This is a genomic window from Streptomyces sp. NPDC032721, from assembly GCF_055579625.1.
This window is the reverse complement of sequence record NZ_JBVIMX010000004.1, coordinates 336,150-356,694: the sequence shown is the minus strand read 5'-3', so window position 1 is coordinate 356,694 and position 20,545 is coordinate 336,150. Positions and strand designations below refer to the sequence as shown.

General features: G+C 70.9%; 25 protein-coding genes. 4 read left to right on the top strand and 21 right to left on the bottom strand.

The window, feature by feature from the left end; genetic code table 11:
* Positions 1–36: 36 nt before the first annotated feature.
* From ACZ5PB_RS11945 to ACZ5PB_RS11880, 14 genes are all read right to left on the bottom strand, one after another.
* Positions 37–555, bottom strand: coding sequence for a hypothetical protein (locus ACZ5PB_RS11945; protein WP_468690153.1), 519 nt, complete (start codon positions 553–555; stop codon positions 37–39).
* Positions 552–1,205 (bottom strand): hypothetical protein, encoded by a 654-nt coding sequence (locus ACZ5PB_RS11940; RefSeq protein ID WP_468690151.1) that lies wholly within the window; start codon positions 1,203–1,205, stop codon positions 552–554. Before ACZ5PB_RS11940 ends, ACZ5PB_RS11945 begins: the two co-directional genes overlap by 4 nt.
* A gap of 21 nt (positions 1,206–1,226) precedes the next feature.
* Positions 1,227–1,757 carry a sigma-70 family RNA polymerase sigma factor gene (locus tag ACZ5PB_RS11935; protein WP_468690149.1) on the bottom strand — a complete coding sequence of 177 codons (531 nt, stop codon included), beginning with the start codon at positions 1,755–1,757 and terminating at the stop codon, positions 1,227–1,229.
* A gap of 27 nt (positions 1,758–1,784) precedes the next feature.
* Positions 1,785–3,017 (bottom strand): cytochrome P450 family protein, encoded by a 1,233-nt coding sequence (locus tag ACZ5PB_RS11930; protein WP_468690147.1) that lies wholly within the window; start codon positions 3,015–3,017, stop codon positions 1,785–1,787.
* 15 nt (positions 3,018–3,032) lie between these two features.
* A complete protein-coding gene (locus ACZ5PB_RS11925; RefSeq protein ID WP_468690146.1) occupies positions 3,033–4,223 on the bottom strand; it encodes a cytochrome P450 family protein in 1,191 nt (396 codons plus the stop codon).
* Positions 4,220–4,822, bottom strand: coding sequence for a GTP-binding protein (locus tag ACZ5PB_RS11920; protein ID WP_468690144.1), 603 nt, complete (start codon positions 4,820–4,822; stop codon positions 4,220–4,222). The genes ACZ5PB_RS11925 and ACZ5PB_RS11920 overlap by 4 nt, the downstream gene beginning before the upstream one ends.
* Positions 4,800–5,129, bottom strand: coding sequence for a DUF742 domain-containing protein (locus tag ACZ5PB_RS11915; protein WP_327378772.1), 330 nt, complete (start codon positions 5,127–5,129; stop codon positions 4,800–4,802). Before ACZ5PB_RS11915 ends, ACZ5PB_RS11920 begins: the two co-directional genes overlap by 23 nt.
* A gap of 23 nt (positions 5,130–5,152) precedes the next feature.
* A complete protein-coding gene (locus tag ACZ5PB_RS11910; RefSeq protein ID WP_468690142.1) occupies positions 5,153–5,578 on the bottom strand; it encodes a roadblock/LC7 domain-containing protein in 426 nt (141 codons plus the stop codon).
* Positions 5,578–6,894 carry an ATP-binding protein gene (locus ACZ5PB_RS11905; RefSeq protein WP_468690140.1) on the bottom strand — a complete coding sequence of 439 codons (1,317 nt, stop codon included), beginning with the start codon at positions 6,892–6,894 and terminating at the stop codon, positions 5,578–5,580. Before ACZ5PB_RS11905 ends, ACZ5PB_RS11910 begins: the two co-directional genes overlap by 1 nt.
* On the bottom strand, positions 6,894–7,427 hold the full coding sequence (locus ACZ5PB_RS11900) for a hypothetical protein (protein WP_468690138.1): 534 nt from the start codon (positions 7,425–7,427) through the stop codon (positions 6,894–6,896). The genes ACZ5PB_RS11905 and ACZ5PB_RS11900 overlap by 1 nt, the downstream gene beginning before the upstream one ends.
* Positions 7,424–9,256: a glycoside hydrolase family 15 protein gene (locus tag ACZ5PB_RS11895; protein WP_468690287.1), complete on the bottom strand. Its 1,833-nt coding sequence runs from the start codon at positions 9,254–9,256 to the stop codon at positions 7,424–7,426. Before ACZ5PB_RS11895 ends, ACZ5PB_RS11900 begins: the two co-directional genes overlap by 4 nt.
* Positions 9,257–9,465: 209 nt before the next feature.
* Positions 9,466–9,717, bottom strand: a complete 252-nt coding sequence (locus ACZ5PB_RS11890) for a hypothetical protein (protein ID WP_468690136.1) — start codon at positions 9,715–9,717, stop codon at positions 9,466–9,468.
* A 312-nt stretch (positions 9,718–10,029) separates the two neighbouring features.
* Positions 10,030–10,536: a DUF6415 family natural product biosynthesis protein gene (locus tag ACZ5PB_RS11885; protein ID WP_468690135.1), complete on the bottom strand. Its 507-nt coding sequence runs from the start codon at positions 10,534–10,536 to the stop codon at positions 10,030–10,032.
* Positions 10,533–10,979 carry an ATP-binding protein gene (locus ACZ5PB_RS11880; RefSeq protein ID WP_468690133.1) on the bottom strand — a complete coding sequence of 149 codons (447 nt, stop codon included), beginning with the start codon at positions 10,977–10,979 and terminating at the stop codon, positions 10,533–10,535. Before ACZ5PB_RS11880 ends, ACZ5PB_RS11885 begins: the two co-directional genes overlap by 4 nt.
* Before the next feature lie 202 nt (positions 10,980–11,181).
* Between ACZ5PB_RS11880 and ACZ5PB_RS11875 the strand changes: the two genes are divergently transcribed.
* A complete protein-coding gene (locus tag ACZ5PB_RS11875) occupies positions 11,182–12,582 on the top strand; it encodes an XRE family transcriptional regulator (protein ID WP_468690131.1) in 1,401 nt (466 codons plus the stop codon).
* Positions 12,579–13,460, top strand: coding sequence for a phosphotransferase family protein (locus tag ACZ5PB_RS11870; RefSeq protein ID WP_468690129.1), 882 nt, complete (start codon positions 12,579–12,581; stop codon positions 13,458–13,460). The genes ACZ5PB_RS11875 and ACZ5PB_RS11870 overlap by 4 nt, the downstream gene beginning before the upstream one ends.
* Before the next feature lie 35 nt (positions 13,461–13,495).
* Here ACZ5PB_RS11870 and ACZ5PB_RS11865 read toward each other — a convergent pair whose 3' ends face one another.
* The 7 genes from ACZ5PB_RS11865 to ACZ5PB_RS11835 all read right to left on the bottom strand — a co-directional run bounded on the left by ACZ5PB_RS11865 (position 13,496) and on the right by ACZ5PB_RS11835 (position 19,599).
* Entirely contained in the window at positions 13,496–14,161 is a 666-nt protein-coding gene (locus ACZ5PB_RS11865) for a GNAT family N-acetyltransferase (protein WP_468690127.1), read from the bottom strand.
* 179 nt (positions 14,162–14,340) lie between these two features.
* On the bottom strand, positions 14,341–15,138 hold the full coding sequence (gene trpA / locus ACZ5PB_RS11860; protein ID WP_468690125.1) for a tryptophan synthase subunit alpha: 798 nt from the start codon (positions 15,136–15,138) through the stop codon (positions 14,341–14,343).
* A 275-nt stretch (positions 15,139–15,413) separates the two neighbouring features.
* Positions 15,414–15,773: an SH3 domain-containing protein gene (locus ACZ5PB_RS11855; RefSeq protein ID WP_468690123.1), complete on the bottom strand. Its 360-nt coding sequence runs from the start codon at positions 15,771–15,773 to the stop codon at positions 15,414–15,416.
* Between the two features lie 287 nt (positions 15,774–16,060).
* Positions 16,061–16,780: a prepilin peptidase gene (locus tag ACZ5PB_RS11850; protein ID WP_468690120.1), complete on the bottom strand. Its 720-nt coding sequence runs from the start codon at positions 16,778–16,780 to the stop codon at positions 16,061–16,063.
* A gap of 134 nt (positions 16,781–16,914) precedes the next feature.
* Positions 16,915–17,397, bottom strand: a complete 483-nt coding sequence (locus tag ACZ5PB_RS11845) for a hypothetical protein (protein ID WP_358476194.1) — start codon at positions 17,395–17,397, stop codon at positions 16,915–16,917.
* Positions 17,398–17,651: 254 nt separating this feature from the next.
* Positions 17,652–18,338, bottom strand: a complete 687-nt coding sequence (locus ACZ5PB_RS11840; protein WP_468690118.1) for a hypothetical protein — start codon at positions 18,336–18,338, stop codon at positions 17,652–17,654.
* A 292-nt stretch (positions 18,339–18,630) separates the two neighbouring features.
* Positions 18,631–19,599, bottom strand: coding sequence for an ATP-dependent DNA ligase (locus ACZ5PB_RS11835; RefSeq protein ID WP_468690116.1), 969 nt, complete (start codon positions 19,597–19,599; stop codon positions 18,631–18,633).
* 167 nt (positions 19,600–19,766) lie between these two features.
* On the opposite strand from ACZ5PB_RS11835, the gene ACZ5PB_RS11830 reads away from it, so the two are divergent.
* Together ACZ5PB_RS11830 and ACZ5PB_RS11825 are read left to right on the top strand one after the other, a co-directional pair.
* Positions 19,767–20,000 (top strand): hypothetical protein, encoded by a 234-nt coding sequence (locus tag ACZ5PB_RS11830; protein WP_468690114.1) that lies wholly within the window; start codon positions 19,767–19,769, stop codon positions 19,998–20,000.
* A 3-nt stretch (positions 20,001–20,003) separates the two neighbouring features.
* Positions 20,004–20,486: a DUF6233 domain-containing protein gene (locus tag ACZ5PB_RS11825; RefSeq protein ID WP_468690112.1), complete on the top strand. Its 483-nt coding sequence runs from the start codon at positions 20,004–20,006 to the stop codon at positions 20,484–20,486.
* Positions 20,487–20,545 lie beyond the last annotated feature (59 nt).

Here is a 20,545-nt window from a genome sequence, read left to right as displayed (position 1 = left end):
CTGTGGAAGAGGGAAGAGGGTGGTCGACGGCATCGCTCAGATCTCGGTCTCGGCACGGACGAGGAAAAGGGCGACGCGGAGCGCGGCGTACTTGGCCAGCTCGGCTTCGTAGAGGCGGCCGACGCGGGTCACCGCGGTCTGGCTGATGGTGACGAGCCCGCGCACGGGGGAGGCCGGGTCGCCCAAGAGGTGCAGGGCACGGGCATATCCGCGCCGGAGCTCCGGCTGGTCGGTGCTCGCCTGGTCGTCCCGGGCCAGGGTGTCGACGATCCGGTCCACGACGACAAGCCGGTGCGCGTCGGCGAACTGCTGAGCGGCGGCGAGGTCGGTGTTCGGGTCTCCGCCGGGTCCGGTCAGCGCGTACAGCACGACGGAGAGGGGCTCGCCGGAGCGCGCGACGGCAGTCCGGTTGATGTTGGCCCGCCAGGCGTCCAGTGTCCGGGGGTCCTTCAGCGGCGGGGCCGTGGCCGGGGCCGGGCGGAGCGCCCGCGCTCGCGGGGGCAGGACGCGGCCCGGGGGCGGCACGAGAACGGGGGCCTGGGTGAGGGTGCTCATCGCTCGCTGTCCTCCTCGGGCCCGCGTCGCGTCACGGCGGGGACAGTGCAGTGGATCAGCGCGGCCAGGCCGGGCGTGGCAGCGGCAGGCAGGCGGAGGCGCGCGACCCGGTGACCATCCGGGGTACGACCGGAGCCGAGGGCGTGCCAGCCGAGGTCGCGCAGGTACCCCAGGAGCCGGCCGCCGGTTCCGTCCGGCCCGGTGCTCCGGCCCGGGGCCTCGGCGTACACCCAGTCGATGCCCGTGCGGGCCGCGTAGTCAGCGAGCCACAGCGTCATCAGCCATCCGACGCGGTCGGTGCGTCCGGGCGCGGTGTGGGCCAGTGACACCTTCAGGGCCGGAGCCGGGTCGTCGACGGCCCACGACCGCAGGTCCGGCTGCCGGTGCAGAAGGAGACAGCCGACGAGGACCTCGTCCTCGTACAGGCCGACCGCCTTCGTACGGTGGTCCCGGAACGCGGCGACGTGGAGGGCGGGCGCGTCGTGGCCGCGGCGTGTGAGCCACACGCCGCGGTCCTGGACGAGAGCGGCGGCCGCCTCGGGGTCGGCGGCCGTCACGATCGGCCGCATCTCGTACGCCCACGTCGCCCGACCGTCGCGGTCGACTGCCGCGCCGGCGGGTGCGGTGGTGCCGGAGGTGAGGGTGTTCATCAGGAAGTCCTGGTCCGGGGGTCAGGCGGCCGGTCGGCCGAGGCGAACGGGCATGGTGGTGCACACAGCCGGTCCCGCAGTCACCGATCTCTCGCCGCCGCAGGACGCGCCCAGAAGGTTCCAGGCGTGACCGAGGCCGACCAGGTGGGCGGCGTCGTCCGCGCACGCCTTGGCCACGAGGGCGTCAATCTCGGCCCGCACGTCAAAGGCCGAGACACCGATGGCACGCCCGATGTCCTCATTGAGGGAGTGCTCGGCGACCGCTCGAAGGAGCCGGAGATCCCGCGCGGTGAAGTCGGGGCAGAGCCGTCGGCATTCCGGCGGCGGTACCTCGCGGGCGGTGAGCAGGGCGTGCACGAGGACCGGCCGGGAGCAGCCCCGAAGACCGAGCACGGTGCGCGCCGTCCTGAGGTGGCTGGCCACCCCTTCCGCGGACAGGCGTATCTGGGCGCCGATCGACTCGTTGGTCCCGCCGTAGACGAGAGGGGCGACCGCACGCCTCTGGGCATCGGTCAGAAGTGTGGTTGCTGGCGCGATGTCGGTGATGGTCATCTCAGGGAGTCCAGGTCGGGGCGGCGGTCAGGAAGCGGGGCGGAGCCGGACGGGCAGGAACCTGTGGCCGTTGCTGATCAGGGAGCCCAGCGGCTCCAGCTCGGTGGTCGGCACGGCGAGCTCGATGGCGGGGAACCGGTCGAACAGCGCCTGGAGAGCGGTGGCGACTTCGAGGCGGGCGAGCGGTGCGCCGAGGCAGAAGTGCACGCCGTGCCCGAAAGCGAGGTGGTCCTTGTTGTCGCGGCGGATGTCGAAGTCGTCGGCGGTCTCGCCGTGCCAGCCCGGGTGGCGGTTGGCCGCGGCGTAGGAGGCGAGGATCGCCTCGCCCTTGGCGATGGTCTGGCCGTCGGGCAGCACGATGGCGTTGACGGCGTAGCGCATCGGGAGGTGCTTGACGGCCGGCTCCAGGCGCAGGGTCTCCTCGACGACGTCCGCCCAGCCGGCGTGGCCGGCGCGGATCTGGTCGAGCTGTTCGGGGTGGGCCAGCAGGAGGCTGATGGCCTGGTCGAGGACGTTGACGGTGGTCTCGTATCCGGCGCTGATCATCAGCAGGAGGGTGTCGCGGAGCTCGGCGTCGGACAGTCCGCGCCCGTCTCCGTCGTCGTCGCGGGCCCCGATGAGCAGGGAGGTCATGTCGTCGCCGGGGTCGGCGCGCTTGGTGGCGATGAGCTGGTCCAGGACCTTGTACAAGTTCGTGGTGTTGGTGGCGGCCTCGTCGGCGGTGAGGGTGGTGTCGAAGACACCGTCGACGACGCCGCGGAAGTGGGCACGCTGGTCGGCGGGGACGCCCATGAGGTGGCCGATGACCGCGAGGGGAAGCGGGTAGGCCAGGTGCTCGCGCAGGTCGATGCTCTGTCCGGTGGGCAGGGCATCGAGGTCGTCGAGGATCGCTTCCACGATGGTCTTGACGACGGGGGCCAGGGCGTCGATGCGGCGCGCGGAGAAGGCGGGGGCGATCATGCGCCGCAGCCGGCGGTGGTCGTCGCCGTACGCGGTGAACATGTTCTCGACGGCGACCCACAGCGCGAGCGGCCAGGTCTGTATCGCCTCTTCATAGCCGGGCCAGTGGGCCCGGGCGTCCTTGGAGACGTCGGGGTTCTTCAGCAGGCTCTTCAGCAGGACGGGGTCGTTGATCGACCAGGCGGTCACGCCGAGGATGTCGACGCGGACCGCGGCACCGTGGCCGCGGAGCTGCTCGTGCTCGCCGTGGTGGTCGGCGCCGGTGAGGTCGAGAACGATCGGGGCGGTGGGCTGGGACATGGGAGAACTTCTCCTTCAGGCTGCGGCGGGAGCGGGGAAGCGGACCGGGAGCCGGGTCAGCGCGCGGTGGAACGGGCCCGGGCGCCAGGTCAGCTCGTCGGCACGGCAGTCGAGGTCCATCTCGGGCAGCGCGTCGAGCAGGTCGGTGACGGCCGTCTCGGCGATGAGGTAGGCCAGGGAGCGTGCCGGGCAGGCGTGCGGGCCGGTGCTCCACGACAGGTGGGCCCGGTCGCCGGACCCGCCTCCTTCCAGGGCGGGGTCGTTGTTGCACGCGGCCATGGAGATGACGACCGGCTGGTGGGCGGGCAGCAGGATGCCGTCGAGGTGGACGGGCTGCGGCGGGTAGGTGATGCAGTAGTTGGCCAGCGGCGGATCGCGGTAGAGCACGGTGTCCAACACTTCGCGTACGGACGCGCCGGCGGAGTGCACGGTCGCGGAGAAGTCCTCATCAGTGAGGATCTTCAACAGCGTGTTGGTGATCAGGTTGGTCAGCGGTTCGATGCCGGCGCCGTACAAGGTGACGAGCTGGTGCGCCATCTCGGTGTCGTCGAGCCGCGCCGGGTCGGCGATGAGCCGGGAGGTGATGTCCTCGGCGGGCCGGCTGCGGCGCAAGGCGACGAGCTCGGACACCGCCTGGGCCAGCATCTGGTTGCCGGCTGCCGCGTTCACCCCGTCGAAGATCTTGGCCATGCCTTCCGCGATGCGCAGGCCGAGCTCGTCCGGGCAGCCCAGCAGCGCGCTCAGGATCCGGAAGCTGAGCGGCCACGCGAACTGCGCCAGCAGATCGGCACGGCCCACAGCGCGGAAGTCGGCGATCGTCTCGGAGACGACCCGTTGGACGAGGGCGTGCAGGCGGTGCTGGTCGACGGCGTCGAGTGCGGAGGCGTTCGCCGCCCGGTAGCGGGAGTGCGCGGTGCCGGCCGAACGCAGCGCGTTGGGACGGTACTCCATCATCGGCCGCACAGGACAGGTGTCGGGGACCGCCTGCTCCCACACCCGGGGGTCGGCGGGGAAGCGCACCTCGTCGTTGAGGATGCGGCGGGCCTGGTCGTAGCCGATGACCAGGGTCGCGGGCACGCCGGGCGCCAGGTCCACGGGAACGAGCGGCCCGTACGCGAGGCGCATCGCCGCGTAGGTGGCGTGCGGGTCGGCGGCGAACTCGGCCTCGTAGAGCGCGATACGGGACGGCGGTGGGGCGGTGGTCACGGGCGGCGCTCCAGGAGGCGGAGGTGGCGGGCGGTCAGGTAGGTGACGAGTTCGATCAGAGCCAGGTAGCCGGAGCGGCCCACTCGGGCGTCGCAGGCGGTCAGCGGGGTGTCCACGTCCAGGGCGAGGGCCTGGCGTATCTCCTCGGGCGGATACGTGGGGGCACCGTCGAACCGGTTGATCGCCACGGCGTAGGGGACGGCGTGCTCTTCCAGGAGGGCCAGGTGTTCGTGGGAGGCGTCGAGGTTGCGCGTGTCGGCGAGGACCAGGGCGCCCAGGGCGCCTTCGGTCAGGCTCTGCCACAGCGGCCGGAACCTGGTCTGGCCCGGGGTCCCGAACAGGTACAGCACCCGGGTCGGGCTGATGTGGATGCGGCCGAAGTCGACGCCGACGGTGGTCGTCGTCTTCTCCGGGGCGCCGGCGAGGTCGTCCACTTTGGCGCCGGCCTGGGTGAGCGGCTCGTCCATGTGCAGGGGCGGCACTTCGGACACGGACCCGACGAAGGTGGTCTTGCCCACGCCGAAGCCGCCCGCGACGGCGATCTTCGCGGAGTGCACCGCGGTGGTGGGGCGGATCTCAGACCTTGGTTCGTAGACCATGGAGCACCTCCCTGAGGATGTCGATGTCGGGCTGGTCGTCGCGGGCGTTGACGGGGCTGCTCAGGTGGCCGCTGTCCATCAGGTCGCAGACGAGAATGAGGACGGTGGATGGCGGGAGCTGAAGGACGGCGGCGATCTCGGCTACCGCCAGGCCGCCCCGAACGCCCTGGGCCAGAGCCAGGACCCGGCGGTGGTCCAGGCGCAGCCCGTCGGCCGGGCCGGTCGCGGCGAGGACCAGGGACTCCAGGCGCACGTCCGGCCGGCTGGGGCGGTCACGCCCTCCGGTCCGTACGAAGGGCCGCACCATGTCCGGGTCCCGCCGCGGCCCGCTCACCCCGCGGCCTGCGCGTCCCGCACCGGCGTCCGGGCCTGCACGGCCATCCGGTCGCCGACACTCACGGCGAGCTCGCCCATCTGGTGGGCGATCGCGGCGAGGTCGACGTCCGGGCCGCTGGTCTGCACGAGCAGGAGCGCGTTCGGGCCGGCCTGCGTGATCAGGCAGACGTAGGAGTTCAGCTCCAGCAGGAGCTGTCGCATCCCGCCGCCGCTGAACTCCTCGCTGTAGGTGCGGGCGGCGCCGCGCAGGCTGGCGGCGATGGCCGCGTGCCGCTCGGCCTGGTCGTGACCGATGGAGGACGTACGGGAGTGCAGCAGGCCGTCCGTGCTGAGCAGGACCGCGCACTGGACTCCGTCGAGGGTGGCGAGCCGCTCGTCGAGCAGCCAGCCGAGCGTGTTGGCGTGCGTGTCGGTGAACATCAGGCTCCTTCGGGGGTGGTGGGGCGCGCGCGGCTGGTGCCGGCGGCCCAGGCGGCGACCACGCTGGGGCGGCCCGGCTGGGCGTGCTCGGCACCGGCGGCGGGCTGCCGCGGTGTGAGGGCCGCGCCGCGCTGGCGGACAGTCAGGCCGGTGGATGTGGTCGTCGGCGCGGGCGTCAGTGAGGCGGGCTGCGCGCTGGCGGCCTGCTCTTCGGGGGCGTGGGTGAGCAGGTGGCTGGGGAAGAAGATCTGGACGCTGGTGCCTCGGTAGGCGTTGGGGGCCTCTAGGTCCACGCTGAAGCCGTACTCGCGGGCCAGGGCCGCGGCCACCGCGAACCCGGTGCGCGGGTGGGCCCCGTGCTGGGTGACCGGTGCGGTCTTCTGACCGTTCAGGGTCTGGCGGGCGGCCATCACGGCCTCGCGGTTCATCTGCAGCCCGGCGTCGTCGATCCGCACCGTCAGGCCGTGGTGCCCGTTGAGCAGGCGCACGTCTACGGAGGCCGACGAGGGCGAGTACTTCAGCGCGTTGTCGAGGAGCACCGCGATCGTGTGGACGGCTGGCCCGACTGCCCGGCTGGTCAGGGCGACATCGGATTCCTCGTGCTTGATCCGCTCGAAGCCCTCCAGGTGGCCCATCGCCGCCTGGACCACGTCGGTGAAGGTGGTGGCCGGCCAGCGCCGGGACAGCTTCCCTCCGCCGAGAATCACGTAGTTCTGCGCCACCAGCAGCAGCTGCTGGACGAGACGGTCGACGGTGACGAGCGTCTCGTACGCCTCCCCGCCCGCGTGTCGGCGCACGCCCTCGCTGATCTGGCGGCTCACCTTCGACGCGATCACCACCAGGGACGCGGCGAAGCTGCGCACCGCCGCCTGGGCCGCCTCCTCGGCAGCACGCTGGGCCTCGGCGGCCGCTGCCTCGGCGTCCTGCTTGACCTGGGACACCTGAACACCGGTGGCGGTCTCCGCGTCGTACTGCACCTGCCGCATCGCCGCGGCCACCGAATCGACGACGAATCGCACCCGGTCGGCGATCACGGTGCCCGTCAGGGCGTCCGGCAGCGCAAGGTCGACGCCTTGTCCGGCGCCAGGCCTTACGACGGCCGCCTGGATCGCGGGCACCGCCTCGTCGGCCACCTGCCCGAGGATCAGCTCGGCGGCCCGCAACTGCTGGGTCAGGTTCTCGGCATGCCGCTGCAACCTGTCGGAACGGCGGCGCTCCGCACGCAGGGACCCCCGCAAGTGCCAGGCCGCGCCTCCGCCCGCCAGGGCCAGCGCCGACGGCACGGCAACCGCTGCGGCTTCTATCAGAGTGCTCATCAGATCCTCACGGGCGTGCAGTTGGTTCGGACAGGTCCGCAGTTCGGCGGGCGGACTGCCCGCTGCGGAAACAGCGCGAAGGACAACAGGAGCGGCGCGGAGAAGACCCGGCCGTGGGCGTTGCCGTGCCTCGCCCAGCGCAGGTCCTCATTCGGCCCGGCCGTCTGCGGCGGGACCACCAGGACGCCGTCGGCACGGTGGTCGGCCGGGCGGCTCCACTGCATGCCGTAGCCGGAGCCGGGCGGGAGGACGAGGACCCACTCGTCGGAAACTGCGCGGGCCACTGCCGCGCCAACCGGATGGGGCCGGAGCCATTCGAACCGGCGGATGAGGTCCCGCGCGGTGCGACGAGGCAGCGTCAGGGTGTCGAAGCGCTCTCCGATCGCTGCCTCGAACGGCTCCTGCGCCGTCGCCGCGAGGGGGAAGAGGTCATCGATGGTCACCTCGGCGCCGGGACGGAACTCGCACCAGCCGGGCAGGGTGTTGATACCGGACGCCTCGAAACCGGCCGGGCGGGCGGCGGCCACGCTCACAGTCCGGCCTCCGCCCGGACCAGCTCCTGGCTGCGCCGCGCGGCGTGCAGGGCGAGCTCGGACTGGACGATCGCGACGAGGGAGAAGCCCTGCGGATAGTTCCCCAACTGCTGCTCGTTCACGGGGTCCCACTCCTCGGCGAGCAGGCCGAGGTCGTTGCGGGCCCGCAGCAGGCCGGCCTGGAGGATCTCGGCCTCGTCGACGCGGCCGATGAGGGCGAGGGCGGTGATCAGCCACCCCGAGCAGATGAGGAAGGCGCCCTCGTCACCGGGCAGGCCGTCGACGCCCGGCTCCGCGCCCTCGGTGTGGTAGCGCAGCAGGAAGCCGCCCTGGATGGACAGCTCTCGCCGGACCGCCTCGACCGTGCCGATGAGCCGCTTGTCGTCCGGGGCCAGGAAGCCGCTGGTGGCCATCATCAGAAGGGAGGCGTCCAGTGCCGGTGAGCCGTACGACTGCGTGAAGGTGTTCCGCTGCTCGTCGTACCCGTACCGGCAGACCTGCTCGTGGATCGCGTCCCGGGTCTCCCGCCACCGCTCGACCGGGCCCGGGCAAGCCCCGGATTCGACGAGCCGCACTGCCCGGTCGAACGCCTGCCACGCCATGACCTTGGAGTGAACGAACTGCCGGCGCGGACCGCGGACCTCCCAGATCCCCTCGTCCGGCTCCTCCCAGCACGACTCCAGGCAGCCGACCAGATCCGTGATCAGCGGCGCGACGACCGGCGTCAGATCCGGATCGTGCCGCTGGGCCTCGTACAGGACGCCGACGACCTCGCCGTACACATCCAGCTGCAGCTGCTTGGCCGCGCCGTTCCCGATGCGGACCGGGGCCGAGTTCTCGAAGCCGGGCAGCCAGTCGAGCACGGTCTCCGGCAGGTCGCGCTCGCCGCCGACCCCGTACATGACCTGCAGGCTCTCGGGATCCTCCCCGATAACTTCGAGGAGGAAGCCGACCCAGTCTCTGGCCTCTTGCGTGAAGCCGCAGAGCAGGAACATCTCCACCACGAGGGCGGAATCCCGCAGCCAAACCGGCCGGTAGTCCCAGTTCCGCACGCCGCCGATCTCCTCGGGCAGCGACGTCGTCGGCGCAGCCACGATCGCGCCGGTCGGCGCGTAGGTGAGGGCCTTGAGCGTGATGAGGGACCGCTCGACGGCTTCCCGATGGGGCCCGTCGTAGGTGGACTGGGAGAGCCAGCCCTTCCAGAAGCCCGCGGTCTCCTTCATCAGCCCTAACGCATCCAGCAACGGCGGAGGGGCGTCGTGGCCCTTCTGCCAGGACAGGGTGAAGGCGACACGATCGCCCTCGGACACGGTGAACTCCGACCACAGGTCACCCGCGACCGCCCGGGTGGGCGCCGAGGTATCCAGCCAGAGCCGGCCATCGCCGAGGTCGGCGCTCGCCCGGCGACCGTCGACCTCGATCCGCGGCACGCTGTTTCCGTAGTCAGAACGCGCGCGCAGGAGCGAGCGCATCGGTACCCGTCCGCTGACGCCGCGCACGATGCGGACCAGCTGCGGCGCCTCGCCCGTAGCCGGCATGAAGTCCAGGACCTGGACGGTCCCGTCGGCGGTGATCCAGGTGGACTCCAGGATCAGCGTGCCGTCGAGGTATCGCCGTCTGTCCGCCGCCGCGGGTGCGGCGCCCTCGACACAGGCCGGCCCGATGCGCCACAGCCCGTGCTCCTCGGTCCCGAGCAGGGCCGTGAAGTGCGCTGGGGAATCGAAGCGGGGCAGGCACATCCAGTCGACGCCACCGTCCCGGTCGACCAGCGCGGCCGCCCGCATGTTCCCGATGAAGCCGTGGTCCTCAATCCGGCCTACCCGCCGCAGAGGCCGCGCCAGGGTCGCGGCGCTCCTGGGCGTCGGGATCAGCGCCCCTGTCACCGCTGCCTCAGGAGACGGAGCCTGGTGCGGAAGGGTGAGACGGCTTTCCATGATGTCCGATCTCTACGGGCCCGGTGGGCACCGGGCGGTTTCGGGTGGGCATGGTGGAGTGGCGGCTTCGCCGCGTTTATCGGCAGAGAGCAGGGCGAGAAGGCCTAGGGCGGCGGGGCCTCCGTGGGACGCGACTTCGTCGCGAGGGCGGTCATGGCGTGCGCGCGGGCCCGGCGCCGGCTGGTGAGGAAGAACCTCTGGAGCGTGTCGGCCGTGTCGGGTACCACCGCGTCACGGACGTCGATTCGTCGCAGAAGCGTCCCCGGCTCCGCACGCTCGCCGCCGACTCTGCCGGTCACGGCGCCCGGGGCTCGCGCGCGGATCGCCGACTGGAGCGGATCGCGGTCGTTGCTCATCTGTTCCCCGTCTTCGGGCCGGGCTTTCGTCTCCGCAGCGCCGTCGGCTCCACCGCGGGCCTCCCACCACAAGAGCTCCCATCGGAACCAAGATGGCCGCGAGCAGGATCACCCGGTCTGCCGTCAGTCCCATCACGTCTCACCACCTCCTGTGCGCGGCTGCTGCCAGCGTCGACATGACGGTGGAGAGGACGAGGACCGTACTCGGCGGGAGAGCCGTATCGCTCACAGCTGTGAGCACTCCGAGAAGACGCAGGTAACCGGGCTGTTCCGAAACCCAGGAACGCCCCGCGACAGAACGGTGTACGAGCGTCATGAGGTCCTCACGGAAGCAGCGAGGATCAGTGTCGCCATCGCGATGGCGAAGGCGACGACCCGGAGCGTGTTCCGGCTGGACCAGCCTCGGTACGCCAGACCCGTGGTCCGCCGCGCCGGCAGATACCGGCTCGACTCCGCCTGAACCTCCGCCAACGCCTTGGTGGCCTTGGCCAACCGCACCAGGTAGACGCGGGAGGGCATGAATCCCGCAGGCGTCTCCTCCTCGGCCGCGGCATGGGCCTCAGCCAGCACGTCCTCGGCGCACGAGGGAGGAAGCCCGCCGCCGAGCACCATGACGTGTCCACGCAGCCGCTGCACCAGGTGGTGGACATCCTCTGCCGTCTCGGGCAGCGGTGAGCCGTCTTCCAGCACGAGGGCGACTGTCTCCATCGCCGCCGCGCTCGCGTCACGCTCGTGACGTGTCGTCTGCTCGGTCCACAGGGCCGCGTGGCGCACGCCGCCCCACCGTACGCGTCGGCCGATCAACGTTCGCGCGCTCACGCCGCAGCCTCCTCGCGGTCGGCCTCCAACGAGAAGACGGCGACGAGGTCCTTTCCGCCCTCCGCCGGCACGAGGGCCAGGCTGTCCGCCAACCCGCGGACCAGGGCGAGGCCGCGGCCGCTGACCGCAGTCTCGTCAGCGCACCGTTCCTTCGGCATCGCGGGGTCGTCGTCGTGCACGACCACGACCAGCCGTCCAGCCGAGGGAAGGGCCACGAGGACCTGGACGACGAGGCGAGCCCTCTTGTCCATACAGCCCTTGGGCGCGTCGGCGTGCTGAAAGACGTTCGTCAGCAGTTCGGCCACGACCACGGCGACGTCGGGGGCCACGTCGTCGTAGCCCCACATGCCGACGCTCTCCACGGCGATTCTCCTGGCGTGGCGGATGGCCTTCTCCGACAGCGTCAGGTCCAGCGTCAGCTGCCCCGGCACAGCCGAGGCCACGCCCCGGTCTCCCAGGGGAGGTGCACTGAGAAGGTTCAGCATGTCCGTCCACTTCGTTGGCCGGAAACCCCTCCTCGGGCCTCCGGTTGCGGTGTGTACTGGTCTTGCACCGTTCAGCAACTATTGAGGCAGCCCGCGAAGGGCACGTGCAGTGGGTGATGCGGATGTCTCACAGAATCCGCATCGGGAGGTCAGGAGCCGCATGCCGCAACCAGAGAAGATCCTCGACCCGTCGCGCTCCCCGGAGGAGTGGTTCGGCCACGAACTCCGCCTGCGGAGGAAAGAGGCAGGGTTCCCGACGGCCGCCCCGTTCGCGGCAAAGGTGCAGGTCAGTGTCGATGTCCTGCTGAAGATCGAGAAGGGTGTCTACCGCTGCCCGGAGGACCTGCCGCCGCGGCTGGATGCCGCCCTCCAGGCAGGCGGACTCTTCACCCGGGCATGGGCCATGGTGTTCGGCGATGCGGATAAACGACGCCGTGATGCGGATAACCGCCGCCCGCGCACCCCGGAGGGAGACGTTCAGCGGCTGGCAGGACGCATGCTGGAGGGAGGCGCCCCATCCTCATCAAGGAGTCCTGATCCCTTGTACCGCCGTCAGTTCCTCGTGCTCGGGAGCCTGTTAGCCCTCGACCCGCTGGACCTTTCCGCACTGCTCTCACCGACGACCCCGCCGGCCGTTCCCCACCAGATCAGCTCGAGGGAGATCCGGCAGCTGCAACAGATCGCGACCGGCCTGCACACCTGGGACAACACCTACGGAGGTGGTGGGCTCATCGGGCAGCTCGCCACCGACTCGATGCAGTGGGCCATCCGGCTCCTGTCCGTCTCCTGCCCTCCGTCCTACCGCCCCGACTTCCTCGAAGCCGTGGCCCGGCTCGGCCTGGTCGCCGGAGCCTCGCAGTTCGATGTCTACCGGCACGACGATGCCCGTCTCGCCTTCAGGGTCGCCGTGGAGTGTGCCGAGGAGGGACAGCACTGGCACCTCCGCGCGAAGGGCTACTCCTTCCTCGCCCGACAGGCGATCTGGGTCGGCAACGCCGACGACGGCCTGACCAACGCGGAGAAGGGGTTGGTGCGTTCGGACCGGCTGACTGCCTCGGAGCGGGCCATGCTGCACACCGCCAGAGCCCGCGCCTTCGGCAAGCTGCGCAACGTCCAGGAGACGATCGCTGCCGTCGGCGCAGCAGATGACGCCTTCGCCCAGCGGCGTCCCGAAGACGAGCCGCCATGGATGGCGTACTACGACGCCGCACAACACAACGGCGATACCGCGCACGCCCTTTGGGACCTGGCCGTCGGGATCGACGAGTACGACCCCGCCCAGGCCGGTCAACGGTTCGCGGCGGCCGTGAGCGGACATGGCCCGCAGTTCGCCCGGTCCAAGGCGATGTCCTGCACCAAGCTGGCCTCCCTGGTGATGCGACGAGGAGATCCACGCGAGGCTGCGGCCATCGGGCGGAAGGCCCTAGCCCTCGGCGGCGACCTGACCTCGCGCCGCGCCGCGGACGATCTGCGACAGCTCGGCCAGTTCGCCGACCGGCACCCGAAGATCCAGGAAGCAACCAACCTCAAGGAGGAGATCGACGCTACCTTGCGGGCATGACGGACATGAAGGCACCCGACGCCCTGCACGAGGCCTGCGCCGCGCTCGACCTCGACGACCGCGGCGCAGAGCCGATACGCATCGCGGAGAACCAGATCTGGCGGCTGCCAGGGGGCATCGTCGCGCGCATCGCACCGCCCGACCGATCCGCCTCCGCAGCACGCGAGATCAGCGTGGCCCGGTGGCTCACCACTGCCGGCATTCCCGTGGTGAAGCCGTTGCTCGCCGACCAACCCATCGAGCGTGCGGGACGCGTGGTGACCTTCTGGCATGAAGTCCCGCCCCACCGCCACGGCTCGACCGAAGACGTCGCAGCGGCCCTCAAGGAGCTGCACTCGCTCCCGCTCCCCGACTTCGACATCGGGCATCTGGACCCCTTCGTCCGCATCCCCGAACGGCTGTCCGCCGCCCACACGCTGTCGAGCAACGACCGGCAGTGGCTCCTGAACCTGTACGAAGACCTCGCCGAGCGGTGGGAGGCCGGCCTCCCACCCTGCCTCCCCATATCAGCCGTCCACGGGGACGCGTGGCCCGGCAACGTCGTGCGGCTCGACCACGGCGGACGCCTGCTGATGGACCTGGAACGCTTCTCGGCCGGACCTCCCGAGTGGGACCTCATCTCCACGGCCGTACGGACCTGGACGACCGGTGCGGTCACCCCCGCCGAGTACGAGTCCTTCTGCTCCATCTACGGCCACGACGTCACGACCTGGCCCGGCTACCCCACCCTCGCGGGCGCGCGGGAACTCCGCATGGTGACGTACGCCGCCCAGCACGCAGCCGGGCAGCCGAAGTGGCGAGCTGAGGCACAGCACCGGGTTGACTGCCTGCGCGGCCGTTGCGGACCGCGCCCATGGCGTTGGACGGGAATCCTTTAGATGTTGCCCCATGCGCCGAACCGCACGGACACCGACTACGCGGACAAGGTGGCCTCGGATGCTCCCCGAAGTGAGCGTGAGATGATTCGCGCTGCTTCCAGAATGTTTGATCGGGCATTCTTGGTGAGAGGCGTTCTCGCTGTACTAGGAGGCTGTGAAATCAAGCTGCCCTTCATAAGCCAGATGGCGAGTTCAGGGATGCGTTCTGCTTCGCGTTCTAAGGCAAAAGAAGCGCGCTCGCCCACGGTGGGAACTGTGCGGATGAGCTGAAAGTTCTGCTGCTGGTAGTACGCGGCGAGGGCGGGGGAGCTGCAGTCTCTCCGGACGCGGCTGATGCCCTCGCGTGCCGCGCGGTCGACGGCCCAGTGGGCGATGAGTGTGCCGAGCTTGCGGTGGCGTTCGGCGGGGTCGGTGATGGTGCCGTTGAGGTAGTAGGCGGTGTCGGCGGCTTCGCCTGCGGTCCAGATCCAGGGCGCTGCGGTCCGAAGGATCGTGGTGCACCCCAGGATCCGGTCTCCGCGCTCGATGAGGACCCACATCTCGCTGGGGTGTCGTGTGCAGTTGCCGGCCAGCTCGTGCACGTGCCTTCCCCAGTTGCGCCAGCCGGGGAGCTGTTTGTCCTTCATCCAGTTGGAGCGGGCCTGGATCATTGCGGCAAGGCCGGGTTGGTCGTCCGGCGTGGCCGGGCGCATCGCAAGCATGCGGTCCGCTCCTGTGCGCTCGTCCGTGAGCGGTCGGCAATCTGGTGGTCTGGTCCGCACCTTAGACCTCTACTGCCTGGTAGGTACACCGTTCTCCAGGCTGAGCGGCGGATCGTCTGGTGCGGCGTTCCGGTACGTGGCGGGATGCCCTGAAAGCGCTCTCTGGCCGGTCGCTGGGGTCAGGCCGCGGCGGGCCGTGACGCGAGTCCGTCGGCGAGGCGTTGGGCGAGGAGGGCGGCCTGGAGGGGGCCGGTGGGCCCTGGGGCGGAGTCGATGGCGCGGATGAAGGCGGAGCCGACGATGACGGCGTCGGCATAGCTGCCGACGAGGGCTGCTTGGGCCGGGGTGGACACGCCGATTCCGACGCCGACGGGGAGGTGGGTGAGGGTGCGCAGCCGGTTTACGAAGGCGGGCAGGTCGGGGTGGAGGGGGCCTTGCGCGCCGGTGACGCCGGTGGTTGCGGGGGCGTAGACCATGCCGCTGGCTGCGGCGCATACGCGGGCCAGGCGTTGGTCGGTGGCGTTCGGTGCGACGACGAACACGGTGTCGAGGTGGTGTTCGTGGGCGGCGTCGAGCCATTCGGTGGCCTCGTCGACGGGCAGGTCGGGGATGATGACGCCGGTCCCGCCGGCTGCGGCAAGGCGTTGGGTGAACCGGCGCGGGCCGAAGTGGTGGACGGGCTGCCAGTAGGTCATGACGACGAGCGCGGTGCGGGAGGCTGCGGCGAGTTCGCGCACGATGGTGAAGAGGTGTTCGGTGCGGAATCCGGCCCGGAGCGCTTGTTCGGCGGCGTGTTGGATGACTGGGCCGTCCATGAGGGGGTCGGTGTAGGGCAGGCCGATCTCGAGCACGTCGGCGGTTGTCGCGAGCAGGTGCAGGGTGTCGAGGCTCTGGGCGAAGGTGGGGTAGCCGGCGGGGAGGTACGCGGCGAGGGCGGCCCGGCCTTGTCTACGGGCGTGGGCCAGGGCCTGCGTCAAGCGGGATGCCGTTGCGCTGGCTGAGGAGGAAGTGGGATTCAAGGTGCCGTCCTGTGGCTGGGGTGCCCGGTCAGCGGCTCTTGTTCCCGGGCCGGCGGAGCGAGGGAAGTTTGGTCTTCGTGGTGGGAGCCGCGGTGCGGGTACGCCGACGGCGGCCCGGGGTCACAGGGGGCCGGGCCGCCGTCGCGTCGTCCTGAGCCTGTTCGTGGTGACGGCTCAGGCGTGGGGTGGGCCGGGAGAGCTCGGGTCGGGCGTCTCTGCCGGCCGGTTGGGGGTCAGTCCAGCTGCATGGGCACGTTGATGTACTGGGCGGCGACCCAGCCCTTCTTGCCCTTGAGCGGGCCGGACTTCACGGTGACGTAGCCCCAGGCGCCGGGCTTGTCGTTGCGGCCCTTGTTGCACTGCCAGTAGACGTCGGTGCCCTTGGAGAGCTGGCCGGTGGCGGTGTAGCCGGTACCGGGGCCGGTGCGGAACTTCACCGTCGTGTACACGTCGGTGTTGATCTTGATCTGGTGGGTGCAGGCTGCGGCGCCGACCGTCGCGGCGCTGGCGGTGGAGGCGGTGGCGACGGCGCCGCCGAGGAGCAGCGCGCCGGTGCTTGCCACGGTCGCCACGCGGCGGGTGAGGGTGTTCATGTGCGGCTCTTCCTGGTGTCGTCGGCCGAAGTTCGCTCGCCGGCCTCCGCGAGGCCTTCCGCCGTGTTGCCGATGAGATGCGGCGAAGGCGGGCGAGGGACAGTCCGAAACGCAAATTCGTCTTGCTTTCGGATTCGATCTTCGCGGCGGGTCGAAGATTCCACCAGGACGGATTTATTCCGGGAAATAGCATGCCGGAACATCGAGGTCAGGTAAGAGATGTGCCGGAAACTGCTGTGCCGGAAGGGTAATTACAGGAAGCCGTTCTTCCGGGAATTCAGGGCGGGTCAGGAAGTGACGACGGAGACGGCCAGGGCGCCGATGACCATGTAGGGGCCGAAAGAGACGTGTGTGCGGCGGACACCGCCGGCAGCCATCCGCACCACCTCCGAGACGGCGCCGACGACGAAGCCCGCGGCCGCTCCCCAGAACAAGACCGTCCAGCTGCTCCAGCCCAGCAGCGCCCCGATGGCCGGTGCGAGCTTGACGTCTCCAAGCCCCATGGCGCCGGCAAATGCCATGAGGAGGAAGACGGCGGTGAGCGCGGCAGCGGCGGCAGCCGCGCGGCCCAGGCTTCCGGGCTCGCCCGCCAGCGCGGCGGCGGTGAGCAGGAGGAGCGTCCCGCCGCATGCGGGCAGGGTGAGGACGTCGGGAAGCCGCTGTACCGCGAGGTCGATCAGCGCCAGCGCGACCCCGCACGCGGCCACCCAGTACTGGGCGGCGGCGAACCAGCCGCTCGCACCGCCCACCGCGATGGCGGCGAAGGCGAGCGCGGCCGCTGCCTCTGGCAGGAGCGGGCGCGGACCGATCGCCTCTGCGCACGCCGGACAGCGTCCGGAGGCGGGCAGGACCGGCAGCCGGCGGTCGAGGATGGCGCCGCCGCAGTGCGGGCAGCTGCTGCGTGCGGCCGCAGGTGCCGGCACCGACCGGGCGAAGATCCCCGGTCGCGCTGCAGCGCCGACCAGGGCTCCGATGGCGGTGGTCAGGGCAACACTGAGGGCGGACACGACAGACTCCTCGTTCACGGCCCGGCCTCCCCGTGTCGGGCCGGTCGCCTTCGACCCTACGGCCCGCGCGGCCGCCTTCCTCCACCACGCCCCGTGACGGCAGGCCGTCCTCGACCATGGCGGGGAGCAGCCGGTCAGGCCCCTCGTGCTCCGGCGTCGAGGGTCTCGGCCGCGCTGAGTGCCGCCAAGACCTGGGCCTGCCCCTCGGCCGGCGGCAGGGTTCCGGCGGTGACCGCCTCGGCGATCCGCGCCGCGTGTTCCAGCGCGACGGCCACGCCGGTCGGTTCTCGGTGCGTGGTCAGCAGCTCATACCCCGCGCGGAGCGCGGCCGCGAGGTCTCCGTCGTGGTCCTCGGGGCCGTTCGCGGCCAGCGGGCGCAGCCACAGGTCGGCATGGGACTGCACGATCTGGGCGTAGGGGCGGTAGTCGGTGACGGTGCCGCACCGTCCGCCGGATCCCTCGGCGCTGCGGCGCCCGGTCCAGTGACTCGCCAGCCAACGGTGGCGCCGGCAGACCTCGAGCCGGTAGTCCACCGATCGGTCGCGTGCGCGGACACGGCGTTCGATGACAACGGTCGACGGATCGGTGCACGTGGTGATCTGGCGCAGGACCGGCACAGCGGAACCTCCTCCTGGTCGCGGCTGAGGGTCTGATGATGACCGGGGGCAAGAGCAGCCACTGCCCACGATTGGACTCCCAGGCTGTGACCCAGCTCTCATTTCAGACCGGGGGCCTGCGGCTCGCACCCGGTGGCGTACGCGCTTCGCCGGCGTTCACCTCCACCGCGGCGGTCTTTGTCTTCTACGATAGGCGGGGACCGGAGTTCGACAAGGTGCCCTTTGTCGCGAGCCGGCGAGGAGTCGTCCGCCCGCTAGCTTTTCGGCGCGGGTCCGAAGGCAGGTGGTCTCTGGTTGTCCCCGGCAGGGCCGACGTCGCCGTTCTTCCACTGCGGGTCGTAGGCGCAGGGCACGGAGGCGCCGCCGGTGAAGTACTCGCGGTCCGAGTACCAGGTGAAGGACATTCGCTCGTCGCCGTCGTTCCGCTGGACAAACAGGTCCCACGACCCGCCCGACGTGCCTTCGCTGTAGGAGGTGACCTCCCAGCCCTCGTCCGCGAGGAACCGGTGCAGTCGGCGGAGACCGGGGACCGCCTGGCTCGCTGGCACGTGGTCGAGTGCCCAGCTGTGGCTCATGGAGTAGGCACCGTCGATGGTCTCGTCCTTCAGTCCCAGCAATCCGCCGTCGTAACAGAAGTCAGAGCTGAGCGTGTTCTCCGTGCTGACGCCGAGCTTCTCGACTCCGGGCCTGATGGTGCGCGTGAAGCCCAGGACGGTGTAGGCCTCCTGGGAACGCTGGAGGGCACGGTCCGCCATCTCCTCGGGCGCGACGCGGGGGAAGTCCGTCGATGCCCATGCGCCCCACGCGAGCATGCAGACCAGAAGGAGCATGCCGACGAGCGCGGCGCCGACGCACCCCAGAGCGCCGAGGGCGCGAGAGGAGGCCTCGGGCTCGGGCGCGTCGTGGGTGGTGGCGGGGCGGGGCAAGGTCTCGTCGGGCATAAGCGCACCCTAGGCAGGGAGGGTTGCGTGGTGGATGAGTGCGGTGACCGGGCTCGGCGTGAGTATGCGTACTCACGCGGCGCGCCTGTACGGGCTCGACCAGGGCGCCGTAGACGGGCCGTCCGCTGCAGTGCCGGTCGGACGTCCGTGAGCGTCATTCCGGCGCTCAGGACGGAAGACGGAGACCGAACACCGTGGGCATGGGCACGGCCGCCTTGCCCATGAGGGCCGAGCCGGCCGGGCTCTGCCCCGGCACAGCCGGCAGTTTGGCGACCGGCCGCGCGGCGAGGAGTCATGCCCGGACCTCACCGGGGGACATGTCCTCCCGAAGCCGCAGGTAGCGCACCGGGTGGCGGTGCCGGCCCAGGTCGCGGGCGGTGTCGGCTTCAACCTCGGCGACAAGGTCAGGCACCACGGGCCGGAACACCAGCGGCTCCTTCGTCCGCCACCCGGCCGAGAATGTCCGCCCCCACCAAGGGTGCTCTTCTCCCGCCGGCCGCAGGACGGCTCCCAGCTCGGCGGCCGCCTTCCTGGGAAGCGGCGTGGAGCGGGCGACCAGGCGTAGTCGGCCAGCCGCGTCGAGCCGGCCGAGCAGGAGACTGCGGGGCGCGGTCACGGCTCCGGTGACTGCCCCGACGATCCCCTCCACCGTGATACGGGTCCGCAGCTTCAGCCATCCGCGCTCTCCGGGCCGGTACTTGGAGTCCGGATCCTTGATCACCAAACCCTCGATCCCGGCTGCTCCCCAGACTGGGTCCAGCCAGCCGAGGGCGACCTCCCGATCGGAGGTCTGCGGGCAAAGGGCCCATGGTGCCGTCAGTCGGCGTTCGGCGAACAGGTCCTCCAGGGCGGCCCTGCGCCGCCGCAGCGGCTCATCCAGGAGAACCGCGCCGGACAACTCGAGCACGTCGAAGACGATCAGGTGAGCCGGCCGTTCCAGCGCCGCCTGCCTGGCCGCTGCACCCCGACGCCGGGCCCGTTCCTGCAGCGCGGAGAAGTCGAGCCCGTCTGTTCCCCACACGACCAGCTCGGCGTCGAAGACCGCCTCGACGCCGACCGCGGCCGCAGCCGTAAGGAGCTCCGGAAAGGCGAGGCCCAGATCTGCACCCCGCCTGGACTGCAGGAACGGCTGCGGACCGGCGAACAGCAGCGCCCGGAATCCGTCGGCCTTCTGCTCGAACAGCGCGGGCCTGGCGCCCGCAGCCGGCAGTGCGGTGACGGGGCGGGCCAGCATCGGTTCGATGGGCGGAGACAGGTGCACCCTCCACTCCTACGCCCGGCACGCCCCGCGCGCCCGTTGTGCTTGAGCCGCCTCCGCCCAGCAGGACGACGCCGTGGAGGACGGGCCGGCGGCCGAACGAGACGGCACGAGCCTCGGGCGCTGCGGAGGACTCGAAGAGTAATTCGAACACCTGATTGAATTGCTTCATGGAGCAGCACACCTACCCCACCGACCTCGTCCAGGCGCAGATCGCCTGCCTCCGCGCCTACCGGGCGCTCGCCACCAACCCCCACAGCTCCCCCACAGCGCGGCGTCGCCGACTGCTGCACCTGTCCGCACAGGTCCTCTTCCACCCCTACTGGGCGCATACCGGCAGCAGGGCCCGGCTGGAAGGTCTGCGCCGGTACGCCCGGGCGCTGGAGCAGACCCGAACGGCGTAGCCGGTGAACGATCGCCTGGAGCCGCCGCCTGCGCGGATTCTGCTCGTCCTGCCCGACGAGCAGACCGTGGAGGTACGTCTGTACGAGCGGTTCAGGAGCGCCCAGGGGCGCCCGTGGCGCTACCGCATCGGCATGCCCTCATGGGTGGCCACGCAGGACGGTGTCGAACCTGCCGAGTACTCGGTCTGGGTCACCGATCAGCAGCTGCGGCCGATCGACGGAGTCGACCTGTCGGCCATCCCCAACCACCGAGACCCGAGAACTCTGCCTCCACCCAAGCCGACCGGCTGGATCGTCCGGCCCGCCGGCCGCCGCGGCACGGTCGTTCATGACGCCGCTTGCCCGGCCGCGGCCGGAGGCGGACGCGAGATCGGCACCCTCGAAGCCCTGGATGCCCTGATGCGCCCCGGAGCGAAGGCGTGTCTCGACTGCCCTGCCGCCGAAGTACTCATTCCTGCCCTGGAACTGGGCCAGGGCTACGGCTGAACCGCGGTGGCTTGGTTCGGACGGTCGCGGCGGCTGATCCATCAGTCTGTCACCACGCA

Bases quoted from the DNA above. Each gene is read 5' to 3' on its own strand.
- ACZ5PB_RS11870 (WP_468690129.1), top strand. From the start codon at position 12,579: ATGACGGACATGAAGGCACCCGACGCCCTGCACGAGGCCTGCGCCGCG.
- ACZ5PB_RS11930 (WP_468690147.1), bottom strand. From the start codon at position 3,017: ATGTCCCAGCCCACCGCCCCGATCGTTCTCGACCTCACCGGCGCCGAC.
- ACZ5PB_RS11920 (WP_468690144.1), bottom strand. From the start codon at position 4,822: ATGGTCTACGAACCAAGGTCTGAGATCCGCCCCACCACCGCGGTGCAC.
- ACZ5PB_RS11875 (WP_468690131.1), top strand. From the start codon at position 11,182: ATGCCGCAACCAGAGAAGATCCTCGACCCGTCGCGCTCCCCGGAGGAG.
- ACZ5PB_RS11940 (WP_468690151.1), bottom strand. From the start codon at position 1,205: ATGAACACCCTCACCTCCGGCACCACCGCACCCGCCGGCGCGGCAGTC.
- ACZ5PB_RS11830 (WP_468690114.1), top strand. From the start codon at position 19,767: ATGGAGCAGCACACCTACCCCACCGACCTCGTCCAGGCGCAGATCGCC.
- ACZ5PB_RS11910 (WP_468690142.1), bottom strand. From the start codon at position 5,578: ATGTTCACCGACACGCACGCCAACACGCTCGGCTGGCTGCTCGACGAG.
- ACZ5PB_RS11890 (WP_468690136.1), bottom strand. From the start codon at position 9,717: ATGAGCAACGACCGCGATCCGCTCCAGTCGGCGATCCGCGCGCGAGCC.
- ACZ5PB_RS11905 (WP_468690140.1), bottom strand. From the start codon at position 6,894: ATGAGCACTCTGATAGAAGCCGCAGCGGTTGCCGTGCCGTCGGCGCTG.
- ACZ5PB_RS11840 (WP_468690118.1), bottom strand. From the start codon at position 18,338: ATGCCCGACGAGACCTTGCCCCGCCCCGCCACCACCCACGACGCGCCC.
- ACZ5PB_RS11855 (WP_468690123.1), bottom strand. From the start codon at position 15,773: ATGAACACCCTCACCCGCCGCGTGGCGACCGTGGCAAGCACCGGCGCG.
- ACZ5PB_RS11935 (WP_468690149.1), bottom strand. From the start codon at position 1,757: ATGACCATCACCGACATCGCGCCAGCAACCACACTTCTGACCGATGCC.
- ACZ5PB_RS11945 (WP_468690153.1), bottom strand. From the start codon at position 555: ATGAGCACCCTCACCCAGGCCCCCGTTCTCGTGCCGCCCCCGGGCCGC.
- ACZ5PB_RS11865 (WP_468690127.1), bottom strand. From the start codon at position 14,161: ATGCTTGCGATGCGCCCGGCCACGCCGGACGACCAACCCGGCCTTGCC.
- ACZ5PB_RS11915 (WP_327378772.1), bottom strand. From the start codon at position 5,129: ATGGTGCGGCCCTTCGTACGGACCGGAGGGCGTGACCGCCCCAGCCGG.